The following is a 22005-nucleotide window of genomic DNA, read 5'->3' on the forward strand; positions in this document are numbered from 1 at the left end:
AACCTCTTTAAATATACTTAATATTCTTATTATATCATATTAGTTATTTATGTAATTAATTTTGTTTAACTACTTACGTCTACTGAAACGGCTATTGCCACTAGCCGTACAGATAAGACTGTCCAAGCTGTACCTGTATCAGCAGGCCAGCAGGACGTTCAGGCGGTGGATGGAACAAATCAGACAGCATAAATTACGGATCGCGTCAAACTAGATGAGTTAGCTCTAAAAGTCTACGATCGCATCGATCGAAGTTGGCAAACTAGCCCTACTTTTCATCAAAATCTAGTCTATCGAGTCAGTACAAGTCAAGATGGGGCGATGGCGTTCCGCCCCGCAAGCTACGACAATTTCGAGCCGCTCAATCAACCCGCCAAGGATTACACCAAAGAAACTCCTTTGCCAAATCTGCTGAAATCTTCCGAAACTAGCAGCCGTAACAGTGCAGCACCAGTCGCTAAGTTTACTGTAGTGTTTGCTCCTACTGGAACCTTAGAAGTTAACCCCTAGCTCACATACAACATCTCTCCGGTAAGGCACGCCATCAGCACCTTACTTTTCCTTTTTAACTTAAATGTGCTATTATAAACAGCGCCCTCTAAGGCATTCTACCTCTAAAACAACAAATGAAAGAACTTGACGAGAAAAAAACCCAGGAACTGCTATGCACCATCATGGAATGGGAACTTGCAGGTGTCGTGCGCTATACCCACTATTCACTAATGGTGACAGGGCCAAACCGGATTCCCATCGTGCAGTTTTTTAAAGCACAAGCCACGGAATCCCTACTCCACGCCCAACAAGCAGGAGAAATTCTCACCGGTTTAGAGGGGCATCCCAGTCAGAAAATTGCTCCCATCGAAGAAACATACAAACACTCGGTGAAAGACTTGTTAGAAGAAAGTTTAAATCACGAGAAAAAAGCGCTTAAAAAGTATAAATCTTTACTTGAAGTTGTGACTGACTCCAGCGTTTATTTGGAAGAATATGCCCGCAATCTGATTGGACAAGAAGAATTGCACCAAGTAGAATTGAAAAAAATGCTGCGGGATTATAGTTGATTTAATCATTAGTTAATTGTTATTGGTAATTGGTTATTGGTTATTTCCAATGACCAATAACCCATGCCTCATGCCCATGCCCCATGATTATAAAAAATGAATTTTAGTGAAGCGGTACCAACTTTTGTAATTACCCTGCGCGAAGGCGTAGAAGCCGCCTTAGTCGTCGGAATTGTATTAGCTTGCCTCAAAAAAGCCGAGCAAACTCACCTCAATTCTTGGGTTTATGCAGGTGTCGCCGCCGGCATTGGTGCTAGCGGTATTGTGGGTGTTTTATTCAATGGATTGCTCGCAGCACTATCAACATCTGAGCAGCCTTACGCACCAGTCATTAAACAGCTATTAGAGGGCGTGTTGGGCATTGTGGCGATCGCAATGCTAAGCTGGATGCTAATTTGGATGACTCAGCAAGCGCGCTTTCTCAAAGCAGAAGTTGAAGGAGCCGTTACAGCAGCTTTGACAGAAAATACCCATGCCGGCTGGGGCGTATTTGGCTTAATTTTTATTGCGGTACTGCGCGAAGGTTTTGAAACAGTTATATTTGTCAGCGCTCAATTTCAACAAGGTTTAACTCCTGCTTTAGGTGCTTTGGGCGGTTTGACTGGGGCGGCAATCATTGGCGCGCTACTGTTCAAGTGGGGCGTAAAAATTGATATCCGCCTGTTTTTCAAGTTTATGGGGATTTTGTTGCTGTTAATCGTGGCAGGTTTGGCAGTATCTGCACTCAAGCATTTTGACCAAGCCGCTGGGATTTTGTCGCAGATGAATAGCCAGTATGCAGCGATTTGTTTTTATTCCGATCGCCTCGCACCAGTCCACTCTTGTATTTTAGGCCCGATGGTGTGGAATGCAGCGGAAATTTTGCCCGATCGACAATTTCCAGGAGTGATTCTCAAAGCACTGTTTGGATACAGAGATCGACTTTATCTCGTCCAAGCGGCGGCTTACACAATATTCTTAGCCACCATCGGCGGTCTTTATTTCCAAAAATTAGGCTCTAAGCCGACTCTTCCCAAGCAAAATACTCAGCCAGCTCGATCGGAAACTCGCCCTCAGTAGGTATGCAAGCAGTTTTTATCGGTTGTTTTGCGGATTCCAGGGCGAGAAAAAAATTAGCCCCACAGGCAAAAAAATGGCCAAAAATTGTCAGGTTGCGGGATTGATTATTTGACTTTTATATGATACCATTAAATAATGGATATATTGATTCTTTTTTTGATAAATACTTATATTGATATTATTTAATAATACCGTCAATACCCCAAAAAAGCAAGCCCTACCCCCTCAAAAAACACAAAAATTTTATAAGCAAAATTAGCTAAGTGAAAAAATTTACAGTTAAAGGTTAATAGGGTCATGGAAGAGGCGGACTACCGTTAGGGCTATTCTGTGAAGCCCCAGGCGCACCCTGCAAAACTTAAGGCTGTTCGGGGCGACCAAAAATCTGCCCCCAGCAAGATTTGGGGCAAACAGTTTTCTGATATGTGTTCTTATGGCTTATAATTAGTACAAGAATATTTACAGAGCCCCGAAAGTTCTTAATCAACCTTATAATCCTTAATGAAGCTTAAAATTAAAAAATTGTTCGTTAAAGTTACCTGGAACCCCCAGAAGGCTGTAGGATCTGCCATTCGGTTAGCGGTGAGATAAATAATGATGCCTCGGATACTTGTTATTGATGATGACGCGGCGATCGCCGAACTTGTAGCCGTCAACCTAGAAATGGCTGGCTACGAAGTCACCCAGGCAGAAGACGGCATCAAAGGTCAGGCATTAGCCATACAACTGCTCCCCGACCTGATCATGCTAGACCTCATGCTGCCTAGAGTAGACGGATTTACCGTATGTCAGCGTTTGCGGCGTGACGAGCGCACCTCAGACATTCCCGTCTTGATGTTGACAGCCTTAAGTCAAACTCAAGACAAAGTAGAAGGCTTCAACTCCGGCGCCGACGACTACCTGACCAAACCCTTTGAACTAGAAGAGATGCTAGCCCGAGTGCGAGCTCTACTAAGACGCACAGACCGCATCCCCCAAGCGGCCAAACACTCCGAAATCCTGAATTACGGCCCGCTGACCCTTGTCCCCGAAAGGTTTGAAGCTGTTTGGTACGCTCAGACAGTCAAACTGACCCACCTAGAGTTTGAGTTGCTGCACTGCTTGCTTCAGCGCCACGGTCAGACAGTCTCTCCCAGCGAAATTCTCAAAGAAGTGTGGGGTTACGACCCCGACGACGACATCGAAACTATTCGTGTACACATCAGACACCTGAGAACCAAGATGGAACCCGATCCCCGCCATCCTCGGTACATCAAAACCGTATACGGAGCCGGTTATTGCCTGGAGTTGCCCAACAACGAGCAAGTAGCTGAAGAAACCAAATCCTCTGCTTGAGCTAGCGCGCCAAATGCAACAAGCAGTTAAAAATCCTGCTAGATAAAGCCTGAGAGCATTGGCTATCAGGCTTTGTTGTTTGGAGTTTGAGATGAATATTTGACATACTCCCCGACCTTTCATGTGCGGGGATTCTTAACACTTCATCGACCAATACTACCGAAGTAGTTTTACTGAGTCTCCATGTTCATTTTAAGTCGTGGCAATGCCCTATCCCGACTATATGTATCGTTTTGTTTGAAAAACATTAACAATACTTTTTATTTTGCTTCCAGGTTGGATTTTAACCATTGCCCTTCAGTCTTTCCCTATTACTGGATCAGTCCCGGTTTCAACTCAGAATGAGTATATATCGCTGCAATCTTAGGTGGGTATTTCAACCAATTAAATTATAACATAAAGCCGGCCACTGAAGGCTTGAGACCCAAATTTTCGGTCAAGAAGTAGGCATTAACTCTCTGGAGTCGGAAAAAAACAATCCCGCGCCCCCCTCTAACCGTACTTTTAGAGAAGCTTGTCCATAGGAAAGTACCGGATTTCTTTTTCCACCTTGTCTTTTCCGAGAGGATTGGATAGCTACTTGAACAATACTCTAGCCATAATACTTTTTAATAATATTATTTATCAATAAATTTAGAAATATTCCTTTAGCTGCTATTTTGGCTAACGAGAGACCAAACTCCGCTCAAGCGCCAAAAACAGTCATAATCCTGATATAGCGATGTTTTTTCCTACTGATTTACATACCTGAACTCAAATCAGTGAAAATTTTTCTCAAATACCCCTTGACTAAACTACTAAAATTGTTGATTATTTATATCAATAAGCTGCGATCGCTTAAAACTCCACTGACATCTTTCTCCAGAGGTAAATCGCCGTGACTAGCATGGCAAAAAAATCCTTCCCAGCCGAAGGAGAATTTTTTTCCCGGTGGGCCGGCAAAGCCCGCTTAACAAACCTGGACGGCCGTTTGCTCGGTACCCACGTCGCCCATGCTTGCCTCATCGTCCTCTGGGCGGGAGCCTATACCCTATTTGAGCTTTCCCGCTTCAACCCAGAATTGCCCATGTACGAACAAGGCTTAATCCTGTTGCCCAACCTAGCCAGACTCGGCTTGGGCGTTGGTGCCGGAGGGAAAATTAATGACTACCGCCTCAAATGTACAGTGTGGCCGTGGGTTGCTTGTACAGAGGAAGCGAGCGCTTGCACCGACTTTGAACCTAAGACTTGTTTTGCCAGTGGCGATCGGCAACAGTGCTCTAAACTTCACAAAAATTACGCACAAATACCGACTACCACTGATTCAGTTCCACCTTGAGCAAGGGGGATAGGTGGCTAGCAGAGTGAGTCTAAACTTAGATTGATTTTCCCGCAAAATACACTTTAGGACAATCGAAAAAGGAGCGCGAACAAATAACAGATAATCCAGCAAAATCCCCCTTCAATTTTTTGATTTTTTACCGACATGAATCTATACAGCGCTAACTCACTCAAAGTCGAACTAAACCAGAGAGGCTGCCGCCTGACTCCCCAGCGAGAAACTATTTTGAGTGTCTTTCAAAATCTGCGGCAAGGCAATCATTTAAGTGCGGAAGAATTATACAAGACTTTGCAGAATAAAGGAGAACGAATTGGGTTGTCTACTGTCTACCGAACCCTGCATTTATTAGCCAGAATTGGGATTTTGCGTGAACTAGAATTAGCAGAAGGACACAAACATTACGAACTGAATTTGCCGGAATTACACCACCACCACCATCTGGTTTGTATTCAGTGTCACAAAACCTTTGAATTTAGCGATGAATCAATTTTAAAGATTGGCAAAAAGCAAGTTGAAAAAGCTGGTGTAGAACTGCTTGACTGTCAATTAACTGTGCGTGCTGTTTGTTTGGAAGCGCTGCGCGAGGGATGGCCTTCTTTGGTGCCCAGCAATTGGTTGTGTCCGAGATATCATTCAGAAATTGAGGAGGAAATTAGTTGAGATTGAGGAGGAAATTAGTTGAGTTGGATGAAATATATTTCGACCAGGGTAAATTAGTAATTGGTAATTGCTAATTCTTTAACTCAGGTCCGGTAATGGCGCTGCAAGGAATGCGAGCAAAGTGATTCTTAGGATAGCAATCTCACGCCTTCAAAACTCGCCGTCTTTCCCTTCTCTTTAATACCGTTGCAAGGAATGTTAACGAAGCAATTATTATGAAAGCAATCTCACGCATTCACAACTTGCCGCCTTTCCCTTCCCCTGCCCTTAAGCAACGTCAGAATCGCAACGTTGGTGTTCCATCCGAAATATGTTAGCGTACAAACTAGCCACAATCTGTTTGCCTTCCTGCGTCAACTGCAAGTAACCGAGAGATTCACTGATGTGAGGATAAATCCCGCTCCAGTAAAACTTAGAGTAGCTTTGCAGCAAGTCGCCCGGATGTCGATAGCCCAAAACTTTAGTAGCACCGCTTTCTTCCAACTCGTAAAACAGCGCGCCAATTTTCTGCAAATATTGCGGGTTGCTGAGCTGACCTATCAAGTCAGCACCGCGAACTAAACTAGAGTAATTAACTGCATCCTCGTCAGTGTTGCCGTCAAGCACCGAGAAACGAGTCTGTTCTATGTTCTGCTTAATTATCTCAGCATTAATTAGCTTGTGGTTGCCGAAGCGCTCGTCAATAAACAATTTAGCTCGGTCAACTCGGTAAGGAGCTAGGCTGGCCGCTGTTGCACCGGGAGCAAGTGCAATTCTCATGCCATCTTTTCCCGTAGCATACAATCCTTCTGATTCTTGGTCTTGCCGGCAAACTCCTTTGACATATCCGATGTCTTGGCACAGCAACGAAATGATGAAGTGCAGCCAATCTTCGCAGGAAACTCCGCCCTTGCGAATGTGTTTTCCCCGCAAGATTTCTTGACCGACTAAGCTAATGCAAATGGCGTGTTCTACATTGTGATAAAGAGCGTCGCTGTTAGCGATGTTTTCTAACGCCATTGCCCCCACCCAGGCAATAATGTCAGCATAGTCTGATTTGTAGCCTCCGTAAGTGCGGCTGTACCCGTTCTGAAGTTGTTGGATGAAAGCCTCTATCAGCAGTTCTGTAGAATTAAACATACCGTGTCCTTTTACCTTAATATTTCCTTTTAAGAGCGGTGCATCTATTGGGGAGTCCTCTAATTTTATGGATGAGATTTTAGTTCACAACTCCTGCACAACGCACGCGGGGTGCTCTGTGGGCGGCAAATGGGTGGCAATCTCACAACTCAGTGACGCAGCTACGCCCGGGGAGTCACGAAGCAATCTCGCGCCCCGACTCAAAAGTCCCAAGCAACTCAGTCCGTCACTGACACCCATCCCCGCCGTACTGCATACAGCAGCCTGCTGACAATTTTTCGATCGTCTGAACTTTTTAAACTGTGAGAATTAATTGCGTATTGAATTTGCTGGAACACAGTCCGATCGATCTTACCGGATTTCCAAATATTCAAGTAAAGTTCGGAAATTTTATATTCAGGAATATAAGCTTTGGTTGTCATCTGCCGTCAACTCAATGTATATTTCTTATTGTCGGGCAATTTTAGATAACTTTATGTGATGTAGATCGGCTAGAGACTGTGATGCGATCGCAGGCTAGAGTTAATGCGCCTCTCCTCACAATGGTAATTCGATCGCAATATCGCGCTTTTGCGATCGTCATAAATTTTGCTGACGGCTGTGAAAATCATCATAGTTGCGCCTAAATTATAGGATGTCACATACCATTCGCCCGTTGCGCTCGCCCCCTCCCAACTTGCAGCAAGGAAGAAAGTTCGATCGCGGATCGCGCAAATTTCTTGCCAAAGAAACTCGCGTCGTGTACAATACAGAGTCTGGTATCCTCACTTACCCATAATTATTTTCATTCATCCCGTCCCCCCAGAGGGGAAGGGACTTTCAGTGCGGATACAGCCAAATCACTATATTCAGCAAAAAGCTAGAAATGCCGTAACTCATGCCCACTATTCAGCAACTCATCCGTTCAGCACGGGAACAAACGCAGAAAAAAACCAAATCGCCAGCTCTCAAGAGTTGCCCGCAGCGCCGCGGAGTTTGCACCAGAGTGTACACGACCACCCCGAAAAAACCCAACTCGGCGCTGCGGAAGGTGGCTCGGGTACGGCTGACCTCTGGTTTTGAAGTCACCGCCTACATCCCAGGGATCGGTCACAACTTGCAAGAACACTCGGTAGTAATGATCCGGGGCGGTCGGGTAAAAGATCTGCCCGGAGTTAGATACCACATCATTCGGGGTACATTAGACACCGCTGGGGTGAAAGACCGCAAGCAGGGTCGTTCCAAATACGGGGCCAAGCGTCCTAAAGAGAAAAAATAACACGGAACTCGCCCGATCGTCGGGGTTGGGAAGCAAAAATAAATCCGATCGCGCCGCTCAATTGCACGCTCGATCGTCATAAATCGAGATGTGATCCCAAAACCCCAAACTCAATCATTCAAAATCAAAAATCCCAAATAGAACTATGTCTCGCCGCACAGTTATTCAAAAACGTCCAGTTCCACCAGATCCAACCTACAACAGCCGGTTGGTAAGCATGATGGTGAGACGGATCATGCAGCACGGCAAAAAATCCGTTGCCTCCAGCATCGTCTACGACGCCCTCAAAACCATCCAAGAACGCACAGGGGCTGAACCGTTAGACTTGTTTGAAAAAGCAGTCAAAAACGCGACACCCCTGGTCGAAGTCAAAGCCCGCCGGGTAGGTGGCGCCACCTACCAAGTGCCAATGGAAGTGCGTTCCGATCGCGGTACAACCCTCGCCCTCCGCTGGCTGATCAGATTTGCCCGCGCCCGCACCGGCCGCTCGATGGCAGCCAAGCTAGCCAACGAACTGATGGATGCAGCTAACGAAACAGGGAGTGCTATTCGCAAGCGCGAAGAAACTCACCGTATGGCTGAAGCTAACAAGGCTTTTGCTCACTACCGCTACTAACTGCAACAACGGGCATGGAGAAGGGCGCGATCGTGCGGTATAAAAGCATCGGGTGAGAAATTGGAAAGTGTAAGTTTTGAGTGTTGAGATTGCTTCTCTTGGCGCACTTGCGATTGGTGAAGCAAACTCAAAACTCTCAAAATCAAAATTCATGCACTCAAAATTCATGCACTCTCTGAATCCTCCATGTCGCATCCTTAATATTTTTGTAAACAAATCTTGCAAAAAATATTAAAATGTAACAATAAGCTCCAGAGACTTTTGTAAGTCACTGGGGAGTGCAAAATAGGGTTACTGTGTAGTATAATAGTATTATAACAGCAACACAAGATTAAGGAGGTAGCTGTGGCACGTACCGTCCCGCTAGAAAAAACTCGCAACATCGGCATCGCAGCCCACATAGACGCGGGCAAAACAACAACAACTGAAAGAATTCTGTTCTATTCAGGCATGGTTCACAAAATGGGTGAAGTGCACGAGGGAACAGCAGTCACTGACTGGATGGAGCAAGAGCGGGAGCGGGGAATTACGATTACTGCCGCTGCTATCACCACCAGTTGGAAAGATTACAAAATCAACATCATCGACACTCCCGGACACGTAGACTTCACGATCGAAGTCGAACGCTCGATGCGAGTGCTCGACGGAGTGATCGCAGTGTTCTGCTCGGTAGGGGGAGTGCAGCCGCAATCCGAAACAGTTTGGCGACAAGCCGATAGGTACAAAGTACCGAGGATCGTGTTCGTCAACAAAATGGATCGGATGGGGGCAAACTTCTACAAAGTCTACGGCCAAATTCGCGATCGCATGAGAGCGAACGCCGTACCCATCCAAATCCCGATCGGCAGCGAAGAAAACTTCCGGGGAATTGTAGATTTAGTGCAAATGAAAGCCTACATCTACAACAACAACACCGGCACCGATATCGAGGAAGTAGAAATCCCCGATGAAGTAAAGGATCTAGCCGTAGAATACCGCACCAAGCTGATAGAGTCCGTAGCAGAAACCAGCGACGCCCTCACGGAGAAATACCTCGAAGGCGAAGAGTTAACGGAAGACGAAATCCGCTTGGCCCTGCGTCATGGCACTGTCGAAGGTACGATCGTCCCCATGTTGTGCGGTTCGGCCTTCAAAAACAAAGGCGTTCAGTTGTTGTTGGATGCAGTCATCGACTATCTGCCGTCGCCCTTGGAAGTTCCTCCAATTCAAGGACTCCTACCCAACGGCGACACAGCAGAGCGGTTTGCCGACGACAACGCCCCCCTGTCAGCCCTGGCATTCAAAATCATGGCTGACCCCTACGGTCGCCTGACCTTTGTTCGCGTCTACTCCGGTATCCTCAAAAAAGGAACCTACGTCCTGAACTCCACCAAAGACAAAAAAGAGCGGGTTTCTCGCCTAATTGTACTCAAAGCGGACGATCGGATAGAAGTTGAGGAACTCCGAGCCGGAGACTTGGGAGCAGCCTTGGGTTTGAAAGACACCTTCACCGGCGACACCCTCTGCGAAGAAGGAGCGCCAGTGATTCTGGAATCTCTGTTTATTCCAGAGCCAGTCATCTCCGTGGCTGTCGAACCCAAAACCAAACAAGACATGGAGAAGCTCTCCAAAGCCCTCCAGTCACTCTCGGAAGAAGACCCCACCTTCCGAGTCAACGTTGACCCAGAAACCAACCAGACAGTCATCGCCGGCATGGGCGAACTGCACCTGGAAATCCTGGTAGACAGGATGCTGCGGGAATTCAAAGTAGAAGCCAACGTGGGTCAGCCACAAGTAGCCTACCGTGAAACCATTCGCAAATCCGTCCGCGCCGAAGGTAAATTTATCCGCCAAAGTGGCGGTAAAGGTCAGTACGGTCACGTTGTGATCGAACTAGAACCCACCGAAGTCGGAAGCGGCTTTGAATTTGTCTCCAAAATTGTTGGTGGCACTGTACCCAAAGAGTACATCGGCCCTGCAGAACAAGGGATGAAAGAAGCCTGCGAATCAGGTATTGTAGCAGGGTATCCCGTGATTGACCTCAAAGCTACTATGGTAGACGGGTCTTTCCACGACGTAGACTCCTCAGAAATGGCATTTAAGATCGCCGGTTCAATGGCGATCAAAGAAGCCGTGATGAAGGCGTCGCCAGTGCTGCTAGAGCCTATGATGAAAGTAGAGGTTGAAGTTCCCGAAGATTACATCGGGAACGTCATCGGAGACCTCAACTCGCGTCGGGGTCAGATCGAAGGTCAAGAGACGGATCAGGGGATAGCCAAAGTTTCTGTAAAAGTTCCACTAGCAGAAATGTTTGGTTACGCCACCGACATCCGCTCGAAAACCCAAGGTCGAGGCATCTTCACAATGGAATTCAGCCATTACGAAGAAGTGCCGCGAAACGTGGCTGAAGCCATTATCGCTAAGAACAAAGGGAACTAATGATTTTGGATTTTAGATTTTGGATTTTGGATTGAATCCAAAGTCTAGAATCTAAAATCTCAAGTCTAAAATCGCTAAAAGAAACAAGGAACAAATCAAGAATGGCACGCGCAAAATTTGAACGGAATAAACCCCACGTAAACATCGGCACGATCGGTCACGTTGACCACGGCAAAACAACTTTGACCGCCGCGATTACGATGACTCTCTCTGCACTAGGTCAAGCAAAGGCTAAGAACTACGCCGACATCGACGCTGCGCCTGAAGAAAAAGCACGGGGTATTACGATTAATACTGCTCACGTGGAATACGAAACCACAACTCGGCACTATGCCCACGTAGATTGCCCCGGACACGCTGACTATGTGAAAAACATGATCACCGGTGCAGCTCAAATGGACGGCGGCATCCTAGTAGTGTCAGCAGCAGACGGCCCCATGCCTCAAACTCGCGAACACATCCTGCTAGCTAAGCAAGTTGGCGTTCCTAGCCTGGTTGTCTTCTTGAACAAAGAAGACATGGTGGATGATGCTGAACTGTTGGAATTGGTAGAACTAGAAGTTCGCGAACTTTTGAGCTCTTACGATTTTCCGGGCGATGACATCCCCATCGTCACAGGTTCGGGATTGAAAGCTCTCGAAGCGATGCTTGCTAATCCCAAGACTGTCAAGGGCGAAAATGAGTGGGTTGACAAAATCTACAAGCTGATGGAAGAAGTAGATTCTTACATCCCCACACCAGAACGCGAAGTTGACAAGCCTTTCTTGATGGCAGTTGAAGACGTATTCTCGATTACTGGTCGGGGTACTGTTGCTACTGGTCGGATTGAGCGCGGCACAATCAAAGTCGGCGAAACAGTAGAAGTGATTGGCATTAAGGACACTCGCAGCACTACGGTGACTGGTGTGGAAATGTTCACCAAGTCGTTGGATGAAGGCATTGCTGGCGACAACGTGGGTCTACTGCTGCGGGGGATTTTAAAGGCGGATATTGAAAGAGGCATGGTAATTGCCAAGCCCAAATCCATCAGTCCTCACACTCAGTTTGAATCTGAAGTGTACATCCTCAAGAAGGAAGAAGGCGGCCGGCACACGCCCTTTTTCTCTGGATATCGCCCTCAATTCTACGTCCGTACCACTGACGTGACCGGCACGATCAACCAGTTCACCGCTGATGACGGTAGTGAAGCAGAAATGGTGATGCCAGGTGACCGGATCAAAATGACTGTTGAGTTGATTCACCCGATCGCGATCGAACAAGGAATGCGCTTCGCTATCCGCGAAGGCGGCCGCACCGTCGGCGCCGGCGTTGTTTCCAAAATCCTCAAGTAGGACTCCGATAACAGCTTAAGTAGCAGAAAAGCCGCCAAATGTCACTAGGCTTTTCTGCTATTTAGTGAGTAGTCAGCAGTCATCAGTCAGTAGTCATCAGTCAGCAGTCAGCGGTTAGTAGTTAACGATTAAATAACTAATGACTAATAACTAATGACGAATAACTAATAACTAATGACTAAAAATAAACTGAACCTAGAAAATTAAAGAAACAAAAATGGCAACAATTCAACAGCAAAAAATTCGCATTCGCCTCAAAGCTTTCGATCGCCGAATTCTAGACGCATCCTGCGAAAAGATTGTAGATACAGCAAATCGGACAGCAGCCACAGCGATCGGCCCGATTCCCCTACCGACAAAACGGCGGATTTACTGCTTGCTGCGATCGCCCCACGTAGACAAAGATTCTCGCGAACACTTTGAAACCCGCACGCACCGCCGGATTATCGACATTCACCAGCCTTCGGCTAAAACAATTGACGCTTTGATGAAACTGGATTTGCCAGCCGGCGTAGATATCGAAGTCAAGCTGTAGATTGACTTATCGAAAACTCGGAAAGAAGGAACAAAGATTAAATAATTTGTTCCTTCTTTTTTATGAAAGTTCGTTATTAGTTTAAGGTGAACATTGCCGGAGTGATAGAACTAGCTGATGAGTCAGTCAGAGATGCTAAAACTGCCCCAGTGCTAACAAGACGGAGCAGGGTATCCCGGGCTTGAGTGCCTGTACCTTGGGTAATAGTTAACTGCTCAAATTTGAGGCCGCCTGCTAATTCTAATAAGTCTTGACCAATAGTAAAATCTGCGATCGTATCAGTTCCATTTCCCGGCGTTAAAACAAAAGTATCGCGTCCTTTGCCACCATTGAGCAAGTCGTCACCCGCACCTCCATTGAGAAGATCATTGCCTTTACCGCCAAAGAGAATGTCCTTGCCTTTGCCACCATTGAGCAAGTCGTCATCGGCATCTCCATTGAGAGTATCACTGCCTTTACCGCCAAAGAGAATGTCCTTGCCTTTGCCACCAGAAACGAAGTCATTGCCTTTGCCACCCCACAGGGTATCATTGCCTTGACCGCCAGAGAGAGTATCGTTCCCTTGATTACCATTGAGGAAATTGTCGCCGGAGTTGCCATTGAGTAAGTCATTGCCTTCAGTGCCAATGAGTGTATCGTTACCAGTCGTACCAGAAAAAGGCAGCGAATACTGCAAGCCAAAGTCGGCAGCAAGTGCGTTACTGTCGCGACGGAGAACGTTGGAATTGAAATGTCGATCGTACATTTCTCCATAGTTCCCTACTGCTTCGATCGCCTTCACAGTAAAGTCCTTTGGCAAACCTAGCGCTTCACCTATATTCCCTTCCAAGCCTAAGAATTGGCGAATGGCGGAGTTAGAGTCATTCGCGGAGTTAGAGTCAGTATTCTGGGTGATCAAATCCTCAATATTGCCTGAAGTAATGCCATATTCTTCTGCTTGAACTAAGGTGTTATAAACCCAACGTACTACATCTGCCCACTTGGATTGATTTTCGTCAGTTATTAAGCCCAAAGGTTCTTTAGAAAGAACTTCATCGAGAATCCGATGCTGTGCGGGATTGGATAAGGTAGGAATTCGGGCACTGAGAATAGTCAGGTCAGTTGAGACAGCATCTATTTCTCCTTTGTCGTAAGCTGCAAACATTTCATCATTTGTTGCAAACTTAACAGGGATAAACGTACCCCCGTATTTGCTTAAAGCATCTTGGAGATTTTGTAAAGAAGTTGCTCCTTCCAAAATACCAACTAGGCGACCATTGAGAGCCGGTAAAACGCTTATACCGGTATTATCTCTGACTAAAACACCTTGACCGGTGTAAAGATAAGTCGGACTAAAATCAACACCCAAACTCGCATCGCGCACCAGGTTTTGAGTTATTCCCATTGCTGAGACATCAACCACACCATTAGCAGTATTGGCGAAACTATCCTTAAACGACTGAACCTCAATTTCAAGCTTAGTAGGATCGCCAAATAAAGCCGCAGCAATAGCACGTCCTAAGTCAACGTCAAAGCCCACATATTCGCCATTCGCTTGCTTCACGGCAAAGCCGGGGTTGTTACCGGGAAGTCCTAGTTTTAGGGTGCCGCGCTGCAAAACATCTGCCAGCAAAGTGCGATCGTCGTTATCAATTAAAGTCGCATCAACCTTAGTACCAGAGAACGGTGGAGAATAAAACAAACCTCCCTCATTCGAGAGGAGATTGCGATCGCGCTCTACCCCAGAGAAGTGACGATCGTATATTTCTGCGTAGTTGCCAACTTGTTTGATAACGTTTACTGCGAAGTCCTTGGGAAGCCCCAGAGAAGCTCCTAAATCGCCTTCTAAGCCCAGGAAACGACGAATGGCAGGACGGTCGTCATTATTCGGATTCTTATCGGTATTAACGGCAATAAATTGGTCGATGTTTTCAGAGCTAATTCCAAATTCTTCCGCTTGAATCGGGACATTATTGACCCACCGCACCACATCGACCCATTGCGAGTCATTTTCGGGTAAGGCCAGGGCAATAGGTTCTTTGGAGAATTCTACGTCTAACAGACGGTGATTTTCTGGGTCAGCGAGGCGCTCCAGAATCAGGGCGCGGTCAGTGGCGTAGGCATCAATTTCACCTCGCTCGTAGGCGGCGACAACTTCTTCAAGGGTGTCAAACAATTTGGGTGTAAACTTAACCCCTTCAGGGCTTAATTGATTTTGTAAATCGTCTAATGAGTTAGTGCCTTCAATCATGCCAATGGTACGGTCCTGGAGGTCTAAAGCATTCTCAATGCCGCTATCTTTGCGAACGACGACCGCTTGGTAATCGTAGAAATAAATTGGACTGAAATCGATGTTCCCCTCTGCATCCGCTTCTAGCTGGTGGGTAGAGCGTTGGGCAGCGATGTCTACAGTCCCATCCGCTACCTGTTCAAAGGCTTCTTCAAACGTGGTTGTTACCCGTTCTACTTTGCTAGCATCCCCAAATAACGCTGCTGCCAAAGTACGGACAAATTCAAAGTCAAATTCTGACCCAGAAGAAGAGGTGCCGAGTTTAATCTGACCCCGCTTGATAATGTCATCAAGAATCGTCTTTTCTGGTTTTTTTACTAAATCGGGATTGGCAACACTGGGGGTGGTTTGAGCGGAAACTTCACCGGCAGTCGGGGCAGGCTGGGCTGTGGGTGCGTCTACAATTTCAAGGATTTCACCTAAGTTAGGAAAGTTATTGTAGGTTTGCCCGTTGTTTTGAATCAGCGCGATTTCTTGTCCTTTGAATTCCAGAGTCCCAGCTAGGACGCTAAAGTCGGCTAGGGATTTAGTATTAAACCCAGTGGCGGAGATTTGAATTTTATCTCCTTGGGTGGGGTCAAAGTCGAGGATTAAGTCGCCGCCGTCGGAGGGTGCGTTGAAGTAGAAGACATCGGCACTGTCTCCGCCATTGAGTAAGTCCACACCCGCACCGCCGATGAGGATGTCTTGTCCCGCGTCACCCACTAACCAATCGTTTTCTTCGTTGCCTTCGAGGGTATCGTTGCCGAGACCGCCTGCTAGTAAGTCGTTTCCGGTGTTTCCTTTCAGTTGGTCATGTCCGGCATTTCCTTGCAGTTGGTCGTTTCCTTCGTTTCCTTCCAGGGTGTCGTTTTCTGCACCGCCTGCCATCGCATCATCTCCGGCGTTGCCTTGGAGGATGTCTGCACCGAAGTTTCCTTCTAATTTGTCGCTGCCTTCTCCTCCGAGCAGGCTATCATCGCTTGCACCGCCCGTCAGTTGGTCGTTACCAGCCAGTCCTTGCAGGACATCGTTACCCTCATTGCCAGAGAGATTGTCGTCGCTTTCGGTTCCGGTGAGGGTATCGTTGCCGAAGGTTCCGGTTTGGGGCGTCCCGTTTTGGCTATTAGCGCTGTTCTGTTCGTCGTTATCGGCAATTTGCAGGACAGCGGTTGGATACACCGGGTCGAGGGCGTAGCCAGTGCCGACATATTTGAGGTTGAGGGTTAAGGCTTCCGGCTGTTCTGGGAGGGTATCGTCTAACACCGAGAGGTCGATAACAGCTTCAGTTTGTCCAGGTGCGATGTTAATTTCCCCAAATTGACCGCCATTGCTGCTGTAATCTTGTCCCAGAGTGGCAGTACCGGAGAGGGTGTAGAGGATTTTCAGCCCTTGAGCGGGGGCAGCTTCACCCAGCGCGATGGTGAATTTTCCTTTGCTATTGCTATCGCCTTCGGTGATGGTTGGGCTGGCGGTTACTTTCACAGTACGCTTTTCGTTCAGTGCGTACTGCACTAAGAAGGTGTCTGCCTTCAGTAATTCCTGGAGTTGAGTCTGGGATTCTTGAGCGGTAATTTTTCCTTCGATTAGCTGTTGAGTGACTTCGGGTAGGGTGCTATAGACGGCTTTTTTGATTGGGCTGATACTTGGTAGAACATCTGAAACAGAACGAGTCAGCGCCTGTGTTACTAAGTCGTCAACTAAGTGGTTGCTTTGGGCAACTAATTCGCCGACTGCTTTTACAGGTTCGCTGGCAATAGAGAGATTGTGTTTTTCGGTTAATTGAGTAAAGAGTTTTTGCAGGTCATCGCCCTTGCTTAAGTCAAAGGTGTCAACCTTTTGCAATACTTCACCTAGAGCAACAATCACCTGAATTTCCGCATCTGACTCCTGATATTTGGCCGCTTTGAGGAATGCTGTGCCATTGAGCAACAGGTTCATTACTTTGATGTGACCAGAAGCGATGTTAATGCCGGTGGTGTCATCTTTACCAATAGCGGCGTAGGGGTCAAAGTTATCTAAGGGTTGAGTTAGGGAAGCTAAGGGAAGTCCTGAGATTTTTTCGAGCAAAGTTTCGACTTGTTCCGCCGCAATTCCTTGGCTTGAAAGAACTGCTTGGAGGGTGGTTAAGGGTGTCGTGGTTGTCGCTTCTGTTCCCGAACCGACTTGAGAAATTAGGGGTAATGTTGCAGGCAGGCCGGTGGTTGTGTCTGTGCCGCCTATTCCTACAATTTGTCCTTCTTCCGAGTCAACTTCTCCGTCTTTATTGATATCTAATGCGGCAATTTTCGACTCGTCAAAGTTGTATTCTCCGTTGTTGTCGGTGGTGGTTTGCAGTTCGCCTTCATCTGGTTTGAAGTTGCCGTTGGTATCTATGAAGACTGTCGCATCTGCTAAAGGGCCGTTGAAGAGCCTGCCAAACAGCCGGAAATTGTTGCTACCTGAGTTACTACCTGAGTTGCTACCTGAGTTGCTGCCTGAGTTACTTCCTGAGTTAGTACCTGAAGTGCTGCCTGAGTTACTTCCTAAATTGCTGCCTGAATTGCTGCCTGAATTGCTGCCTGAGTTACTTCCTGAAGTGCTGCCTGAATTGCTACCAGAATTGCTACCTGAAGTGCCGGCAAAACTACTTGGGTTCAGAACTTGCACCGAATTATCAAACTCAAAATTCTCAACGTCGATGACGATTTTGACACTATTTTGACGAGTAATTCGCCATTCTTTACGGGTGGAGGAATTGAACTCGGTAAACGTATAGTCATCCTTATTACCCCTCAAAATCAAGGTATCGTTACCAGAACCTCCATCGATGTTATCGTTACCTAAATCGCCAAACTCTAGGCTGCCGCTTCTTAAGATATCATCTCCACCCTCACCCAATAAGGAATCATTGCCTTCGCCACCAGAGAGAGTGTCATTACCATCACCCCCAAGAAGATTATCGTTGCCGCCATCACCAGAAAGCTTATCATCGCCTTCGTCACCTCGAATGTTATCGTCACCGGCATCACCAGTGATGTCGTCATTTCCCTCCATACCTGTGAGGAAATCTTTTCCATTTCCGCCAGAGATCAAATCATTGCCGGCTTGTCCATATATGAAATCATCCCCATCCTCACCAAAGAGCGAATCATTACCCACTCCACCTTCTAATGAGTTACTTTGAGCATCGCCTATGATTGAGTCGTTGCCGGTGGAACCAATAATTCCTTCAATTGAAACTAACTTCCCTTCGCCGCTGTTACCGGGAAAAGTGACTTTTTCTTGAGCTAAATTAGCGACAATTCCACCATTCAAAAAGCTATAGTCAACCGTATCGTTACCGGCATTTCCCAAAAAGCTGTTATTTCCCGTATTGGCATCGAATTTGTCATTACCACTTCCACCAATGACGTTTTCAATTGAAACTAACCGCTCTTCACGACTGACTCGAAAGAAAGTGATTTTTTGCTGGGATAAATTAGCTTGAATACCATCAGTGGTATAGCTATAGTCGGCAAAATCGCTCCCATCTCCTCCATCGATAAAATCTAACCCACTTCCTGGCCCTCCGTTGAGCGTATCATTGCCACTGCCACCATAGAGCGAATTATTACCATCAACGCCACCATAGAGCGAATCATTACCGGCATTACCCGACAGGCGATCGTTGCCACCTTTACCACCAGAAAGAATGTTATTTAGACTATCGCCGGTGATTTGGTCATTTCCACTTGAACCGATTACATTTTCGATGGAACTAAACCAATCAACATCACCACCATAAAAAATTGCTCTTAAGAAAGGAGCTCCCTGGTCGCTTCTTTCTTCAACTGTAACACCCTCGTCGCTATTCAAAGACCTATAGTCGGCCCAATCGCTTCCCTCTCCTCCATCAAGCACATTGTGGCCACTTCCACCAGAAAGAGTGTCGTTGTCTTGCTGACCATTGAGGGTATCATTCCCCTCAGCACCATTAAGGAAATCATTGCCATGCCAGCCGTGAAGCTCGTCGTTGTGTTGTGCACCAAAGAGGCAATCATCTCCGTCGTCACCAAAAAGCTTATCGTCTTCAGTCCCTCCCACTAGCACGTCGTTTCCATTAGCTCCTACCAGTATGTCGTTTCCGTCTTCACCAAAAAGTTGATCGTTTCCATCGTTGCCTGCAACGTAGTCTTCCCCACCGTTACCAACGAGCACATCGTCGCCACCATTGCCAAAAATACGGTCTTTGGCGTGTCCTCCAAAGGCGGTATCGTTACCCAATCCGCCGTGAATTTCATCATCTCCCCAATCCCGCTGGTTTGGATCTCCTTCTCCATCAATGTAGTCGTTACCTGCCCCGCCGTAGAGCTTATCGCTGTGTCCTTGTCCGTATATCCGGTCATCACCATCGCCACCAGAGATACTATCTCGGCCGTTTCCACCATAAAGTTGATCGTTGCCAGTACCCCCATCAATTACGTCTGAAGGAAGACCACCAACTAGGGTATCATTACCTCCATTACCAAAGAAAACCTCGTTGTTATCCTTTCCATCTTTATATTCATTGCCCTCACCACCAACAAACTTCCCAGGTGGGATGAAAACCATACCAGAGACAATCGCTGTGTCTGTGCTGGGCAACAAACCAGAGAGAAAATTCTCAGCCCTTTTATACAAATCTGAAGCAACATCAACAACATAACTTCCTACTTTGCTAACTCCACCTAAACCTTCTTTTAAAAGGTCTTTTGCATAGTCAACAACGTCGCCGACAGCCCCCAAGAGTTTGTCTTTAACTTTAGTCGTTAAACTACCGAGACTTTTAAACTCATTAACAAAGGGATCTACCGATAAATCAACGATATTGTACCGATCTTTCAAGAAATCTACATCCATACGAATGCGATTTTCTTTTCCTAAAGTGAGCCCAACATCAATACCAAGGTTGTAGCCTGCTACACTAACCCCTAGCTTACCGGATATAGAAAGATTGCCGTTGTTAAGAGAGAAGCTTGCACTGGCTAGATCCATGCCAAACAGCTTAATTCCACCGGATGCTGACCCGCTCAGGTCTGAGGGATTCAAGGTAAATTTATCTAACTTAATTGCTAGAACGTCTGAAAAACCCAACTGAAAGTTTTTGAGGCTGATTTCTTTTGGGCTAAGACTCAAATCGAAGTTAGCTACTTTTTTGCCAAAAATTTCTAACCCGGCATCGGCTTTTAATGATTGCTCTTTCGAGTTTAATTTCAGGTCTACACCTAATGTAGAATCTTTGCCTGTAGAATTTTTGCCGCTGGTGATTTTCAAAAATCCTAAGTCAATTTCAGGAATCTTCAAAGTTGCGCTTAAGCTGGGATCGGTAGAGAATGGATTTGCTGCCAAATTTATACTGGCTTCTTTACCCCAAAGATTTATTTTGCCATTGACTGCAATTCCTTGCGTTAAGGTAGTCTTCCCAAACGTGGTTGTCACCGGCACAAACTTGAGGAGGGGATCGAGCTCGGTACCTGCATCTGGGCCATCGATAGATACAATGGTGACATCTAAGGTCTCTTTCAAAAATTTCTTGGTTTTTTCGACAAAACCTGAGTTATCAACTCCTGCAACACTAAGGGGCACGGACAAAATGTCCACTAAGCCAATTGGTTGATAGACGGTTAATTCCATCCCAAATTTATCTGGTTCTTTGGGAGCCATGAATAAAACAGACTTGACATCCAAGCCGCCAACTTTGATATCTGCAAGGAGTCCAATATTATCTATGTAGGGCACTACATAAGTGCCGCCAAGCTGAAACGATAAATTTCTGACTTCTGAGTTACGCAAACCAAACGGGTCTTTCCAAGGCGTACCTGAACCTAGTTGAAAGCTTGCTGTGAGTGACTTTGGATCTAAATTAAGTCCGCCTTTAAGCGTTAAGTCTGGTTCATCTTTTTGGAAAGGATCGTAGTTTTTGAGGAGGATATTTCCCTCAATACCAAAACTGGGTTTCGCCTTTTTGTCAACCCCTAATCCCAAGGCGGCGCCGGTGAGGGTGGCACTGAAGTCTGTCTGCGAGTTTTTATCTCCAAAAAGCGAAATATCAGTTGTAAACTTTCCTTTGAGGCTGGCTCCGTTTGAATCTACCTTTGTGGTTAGGTCTAATTGTTGAATTCCCAGTTTATCGTTAATGAATTTTCCGATACCCTCTGTGCTCTTGTTAAAGTTGGCAAGTCCCGAGATTTCATAAGTTTTATTGGGGGTATCAAGTTTCCCTATTCCGAAGCTGGGATTGGTTATAGGTACGGATAATGCTGTCGCAATTGTTTCTACACTAGGAACTCCTTTGAAGATATCAACTAGCGAGGTCTCTCCCTCATAGGTAATTTTTAACTCTTGACCTTTTTGATACTTGAATGTTATGTCTTTTCCGCTGACTTTTCCTGAGAAGCTATAAGCGGAATTTGGCTTGCTGGTGTCCACTGTGAAGCTGGGAGCGGTTATAGAGGTGGTTAATATCGCAATCCCTTGGGTTTCGGTGTCGGTCACTCCAACAGTTTTCAGCAGGTCAGCGATAGACAGGTCTCCCTTATAAGTGACTTTTAAAGCTTGACCCTTTTGATAATCAAATGTTACGGTTTTTCCGCTGATTGCTCCTGAGAAGCTATAAACGGAATTTGGCTTGCTGGTGTCCACTGTGAAGCTGGGAGCGGTTATAGAGGTGTTTAATATCGCACTCCCTTCGGTATCGGTGTCGGTCACTCCAACAGTTTTCAACAAATCAGCTAGAGACACGTCTCCCTTATAGGTGACTTTTAAAGCTTGACCCTTTTGATAATCAAATGTTACGGTTTTTCCGCTGATTGCTCCTGAGAAGCTATAAACGGAATTTGGCTTGCTGGTGTCCACTGTGAAGCTGGGAGCGGTTATAGAGGTGTTTAATATCGCACTCCCTTGGGTTTCGGTGTCGGTCACTCCAACAGTTTTCAACAAATCAGCTAGAGACACGTCTCCCTTATAGGTGACTTTTAAAGCTTGACCCTTTTGATAATCAAATGTTACGGTTTTTCCGCTGATTGCTCCTGAGAAGCTATAAAC

Annotated in this window: 16 protein-coding genes; 12 read left to right on the forward strand and 4 right to left on the reverse strand. The window is 46.3% G+C overall.

What is annotated here, in order from left to right:
- Positions 1-321 precede the first annotated feature (321 nt).
- The 6 genes from QUB11_RS27495 to QUB11_RS27520 all read left to right on the forward strand — a co-directional run bounded on the left by QUB11_RS27495 (position 322) and on the right by QUB11_RS27520 (position 5436).
- Positions 322-510, forward strand: coding sequence for a hypothetical protein (locus tag QUB11_RS27495; protein WP_333392154.1), 189 nt, complete (start codon positions 322-324; stop codon positions 508-510).
- 116 nt (positions 511-626) lie between these two features.
- A complete protein-coding gene (locus QUB11_RS27500; RefSeq protein ID WP_332954961.1) occupies positions 627-1061 on the forward strand; it encodes a ferritin-like domain-containing protein in 435 nt (144 codons plus the stop codon).
- A 96-nt stretch (positions 1062-1157) separates the two neighbouring features.
- Positions 1158-2120, forward strand: coding sequence for an FTR1 family protein (locus tag QUB11_RS27505; protein WP_333392155.1), 963 nt, complete (start codon positions 1158-1160; stop codon positions 2118-2120).
- 597 nt (positions 2121-2717) lie between these two features.
- Positions 2718-3455 carry a response regulator transcription factor gene (locus QUB11_RS27510; RefSeq protein WP_039886887.1) on the forward strand — a complete coding sequence of 246 codons (738 nt, stop codon included), beginning with the start codon at positions 2718-2720 and terminating at the stop codon, positions 3453-3455.
- Between the two features lie 886 nt (positions 3456-4341).
- Positions 4342-4773 (forward strand): hypothetical protein, encoded by a 432-nt coding sequence (locus QUB11_RS27515; protein ID WP_333200112.1) that lies wholly within the window; start codon positions 4342-4344, stop codon positions 4771-4773.
- 147 nt (positions 4774-4920) lie between these two features.
- Positions 4921-5436: a transcriptional repressor gene (locus QUB11_RS27520; RefSeq protein WP_333200002.1), complete on the forward strand. Its 516-nt coding sequence runs from the start codon at positions 4921-4923 to the stop codon at positions 5434-5436.
- Between the two features lie 267 nt (positions 5437-5703).
- Here the strand turns inward: QUB11_RS27520 and QUB11_RS27525 are convergent, their stop codons facing one another.
- From QUB11_RS27525 to QUB11_RS27535, 3 genes are all read right to left on the reverse strand, one after another.
- Positions 5704-6555 (reverse strand): Npun_R2479 family HD domain-containing metalloprotein, encoded by an 852-nt coding sequence (locus QUB11_RS27525; protein WP_333200000.1) that lies wholly within the window; start codon positions 6553-6555, stop codon positions 5704-5706.
- A gap of 218 nt (positions 6556-6773) precedes the next feature.
- Positions 6774-6977 (reverse strand): hypothetical protein, encoded by a 204-nt coding sequence (locus QUB11_RS27530; RefSeq protein WP_333109740.1) that lies wholly within the window; start codon positions 6975-6977, stop codon positions 6774-6776.
- 69 nt (positions 6978-7046) lie between these two features.
- Complete coding sequence (locus QUB11_RS27535; protein WP_333392157.1) at positions 7047-7196, reverse strand: hypothetical protein; 150 nt, start codon at positions 7194-7196, stop codon at positions 7047-7049.
- Between QUB11_RS27535 and QUB11_RS27540 the strand changes: the two genes are divergently transcribed.
- From QUB11_RS27540 to rpsJ, 6 genes are all read left to right on the forward strand, one after another.
- Positions 7190-7333 carry a hypothetical protein gene (locus tag QUB11_RS27540; RefSeq protein ID WP_333199997.1) on the forward strand — a complete coding sequence of 48 codons (144 nt, stop codon included), beginning with the start codon at positions 7190-7192 and terminating at the stop codon, positions 7331-7333. The two genes, QUB11_RS27535 and QUB11_RS27540, sit on opposite strands and share 7 nt — an antisense overlap.
- Positions 7334-7432: 99 nt before the next feature.
- Entirely contained in the window at positions 7433-7813 is a 381-nt protein-coding gene (rpsL, locus tag QUB11_RS27545; protein ID WP_006632197.1) for a 30S ribosomal protein S12, read from the forward strand.
- Between the two features lie 145 nt (positions 7814-7958).
- On the forward strand, positions 7959-8429 hold the full coding sequence (gene rpsG / locus QUB11_RS27550) for a 30S ribosomal protein S7 (protein ID WP_006632196.1): 471 nt from the start codon (positions 7959-7961) through the stop codon (positions 8427-8429).
- Between the two features lie 345 nt (positions 8430-8774).
- A complete protein-coding gene (gene fusA, locus QUB11_RS27555) occupies positions 8775-10847 on the forward strand; it encodes an elongation factor G (RefSeq protein WP_333199995.1) in 2073 nt (690 codons plus the stop codon).
- A 101-nt stretch (positions 10848-10948) separates the two neighbouring features.
- The gene (tuf, locus tag QUB11_RS27560) at positions 10949-12178 is read left to right on the forward strand and encodes an elongation factor Tu (RefSeq protein WP_333199993.1); all 1230 of its coding nucleotides are present in this window, start codon (positions 10949-10951) and stop codon (positions 12176-12178) included.
- Between the two features lie 217 nt (positions 12179-12395).
- Positions 12396-12713, forward strand: coding sequence for a 30S ribosomal protein S10 (gene rpsJ, locus QUB11_RS27565; protein ID WP_006632193.1), 318 nt, complete (start codon positions 12396-12398; stop codon positions 12711-12713).
- Positions 12714-12789: 76 nt separating this feature from the next.
- Here rpsJ and QUB11_RS27570 read toward each other — a convergent pair whose 3' ends face one another.
- Positions 12790-21882, reverse strand: coding sequence for a transporter substrate-binding domain-containing protein (locus QUB11_RS27570; RefSeq protein WP_333392159.1), 9093 nt, complete (start codon positions 21880-21882; stop codon positions 12790-12792).
- Positions 21883-22005: the final 123 nt, after the last annotated feature.

The organism is Microcoleus sp. B6-A1, from assembly GCF_036705085.1.
Taxonomy (GTDB): domain Bacteria; phylum Cyanobacteriota; class Cyanobacteriia; order Cyanobacteriales; family Microcoleaceae; genus Microcoleus.

What these genes read in the sequence shown, in the direction of transcription:
- QUB11_RS27495 (WP_333392154.1), top strand. Translation starts at nt 322, where the DNA reads ATGGCGTTCCGCCCCGCAAGCTACGACAATTTCGAGCCGCTCAATCAA.
- QUB11_RS27500 (WP_332954961.1), top strand. Translation starts at nt 627, where the DNA reads ATGAAAGAACTTGACGAGAAAAAAACCCAGGAACTGCTATGCACCATC.
- QUB11_RS27505 (WP_333392155.1), top strand. Translation starts at nt 1,158, where the DNA reads ATGAATTTTAGTGAAGCGGTACCAACTTTTGTAATTACCCTGCGCGAA.
- QUB11_RS27510 (WP_039886887.1), top strand. Translation starts at nt 2,718, where the DNA reads ATGCCTCGGATACTTGTTATTGATGATGACGCGGCGATCGCCGAACTT.
- QUB11_RS27515 (WP_333200112.1), top strand. Translation starts at nt 4,342, where the DNA reads ATGGCAAAAAAATCCTTCCCAGCCGAAGGAGAATTTTTTTCCCGGTGG.
- QUB11_RS27520 (WP_333200002.1), top strand. Translation starts at nt 4,921, where the DNA reads ATGAATCTATACAGCGCTAACTCACTCAAAGTCGAACTAAACCAGAGA.
- QUB11_RS27525 (WP_333200000.1), bottom strand. Translation starts at nt 6,555, where the DNA reads ATGTTTAATTCTACAGAACTGCTGATAGAGGCTTTCATCCAACAACTT.
- QUB11_RS27530 (WP_333109740.1), bottom strand. Translation starts at nt 6,977, where the DNA reads ATGACAACCAAAGCTTATATTCCTGAATATAAAATTTCCGAACTTTAC.
- QUB11_RS27540 (WP_333199997.1), top strand. Translation starts at nt 7,190, where the DNA reads ATGTCACATACCATTCGCCCGTTGCGCTCGCCCCCTCCCAACTTGCAG.
- rpsL (WP_006632197.1), top strand. Translation starts at nt 7,433, where the DNA reads ATGCCCACTATTCAGCAACTCATCCGTTCAGCACGGGAACAAACGCAG.
- rpsG (WP_006632196.1), top strand. Translation starts at nt 7,959, where the DNA reads ATGTCTCGCCGCACAGTTATTCAAAAACGTCCAGTTCCACCAGATCCA.
- tuf (WP_333199993.1), top strand. Translation starts at nt 10,949, where the DNA reads ATGGCACGCGCAAAATTTGAACGGAATAAACCCCACGTAAACATCGGC.
- rpsJ (WP_006632193.1), top strand. Translation starts at nt 12,396, where the DNA reads ATGGCAACAATTCAACAGCAAAAAATTCGCATTCGCCTCAAAGCTTTC.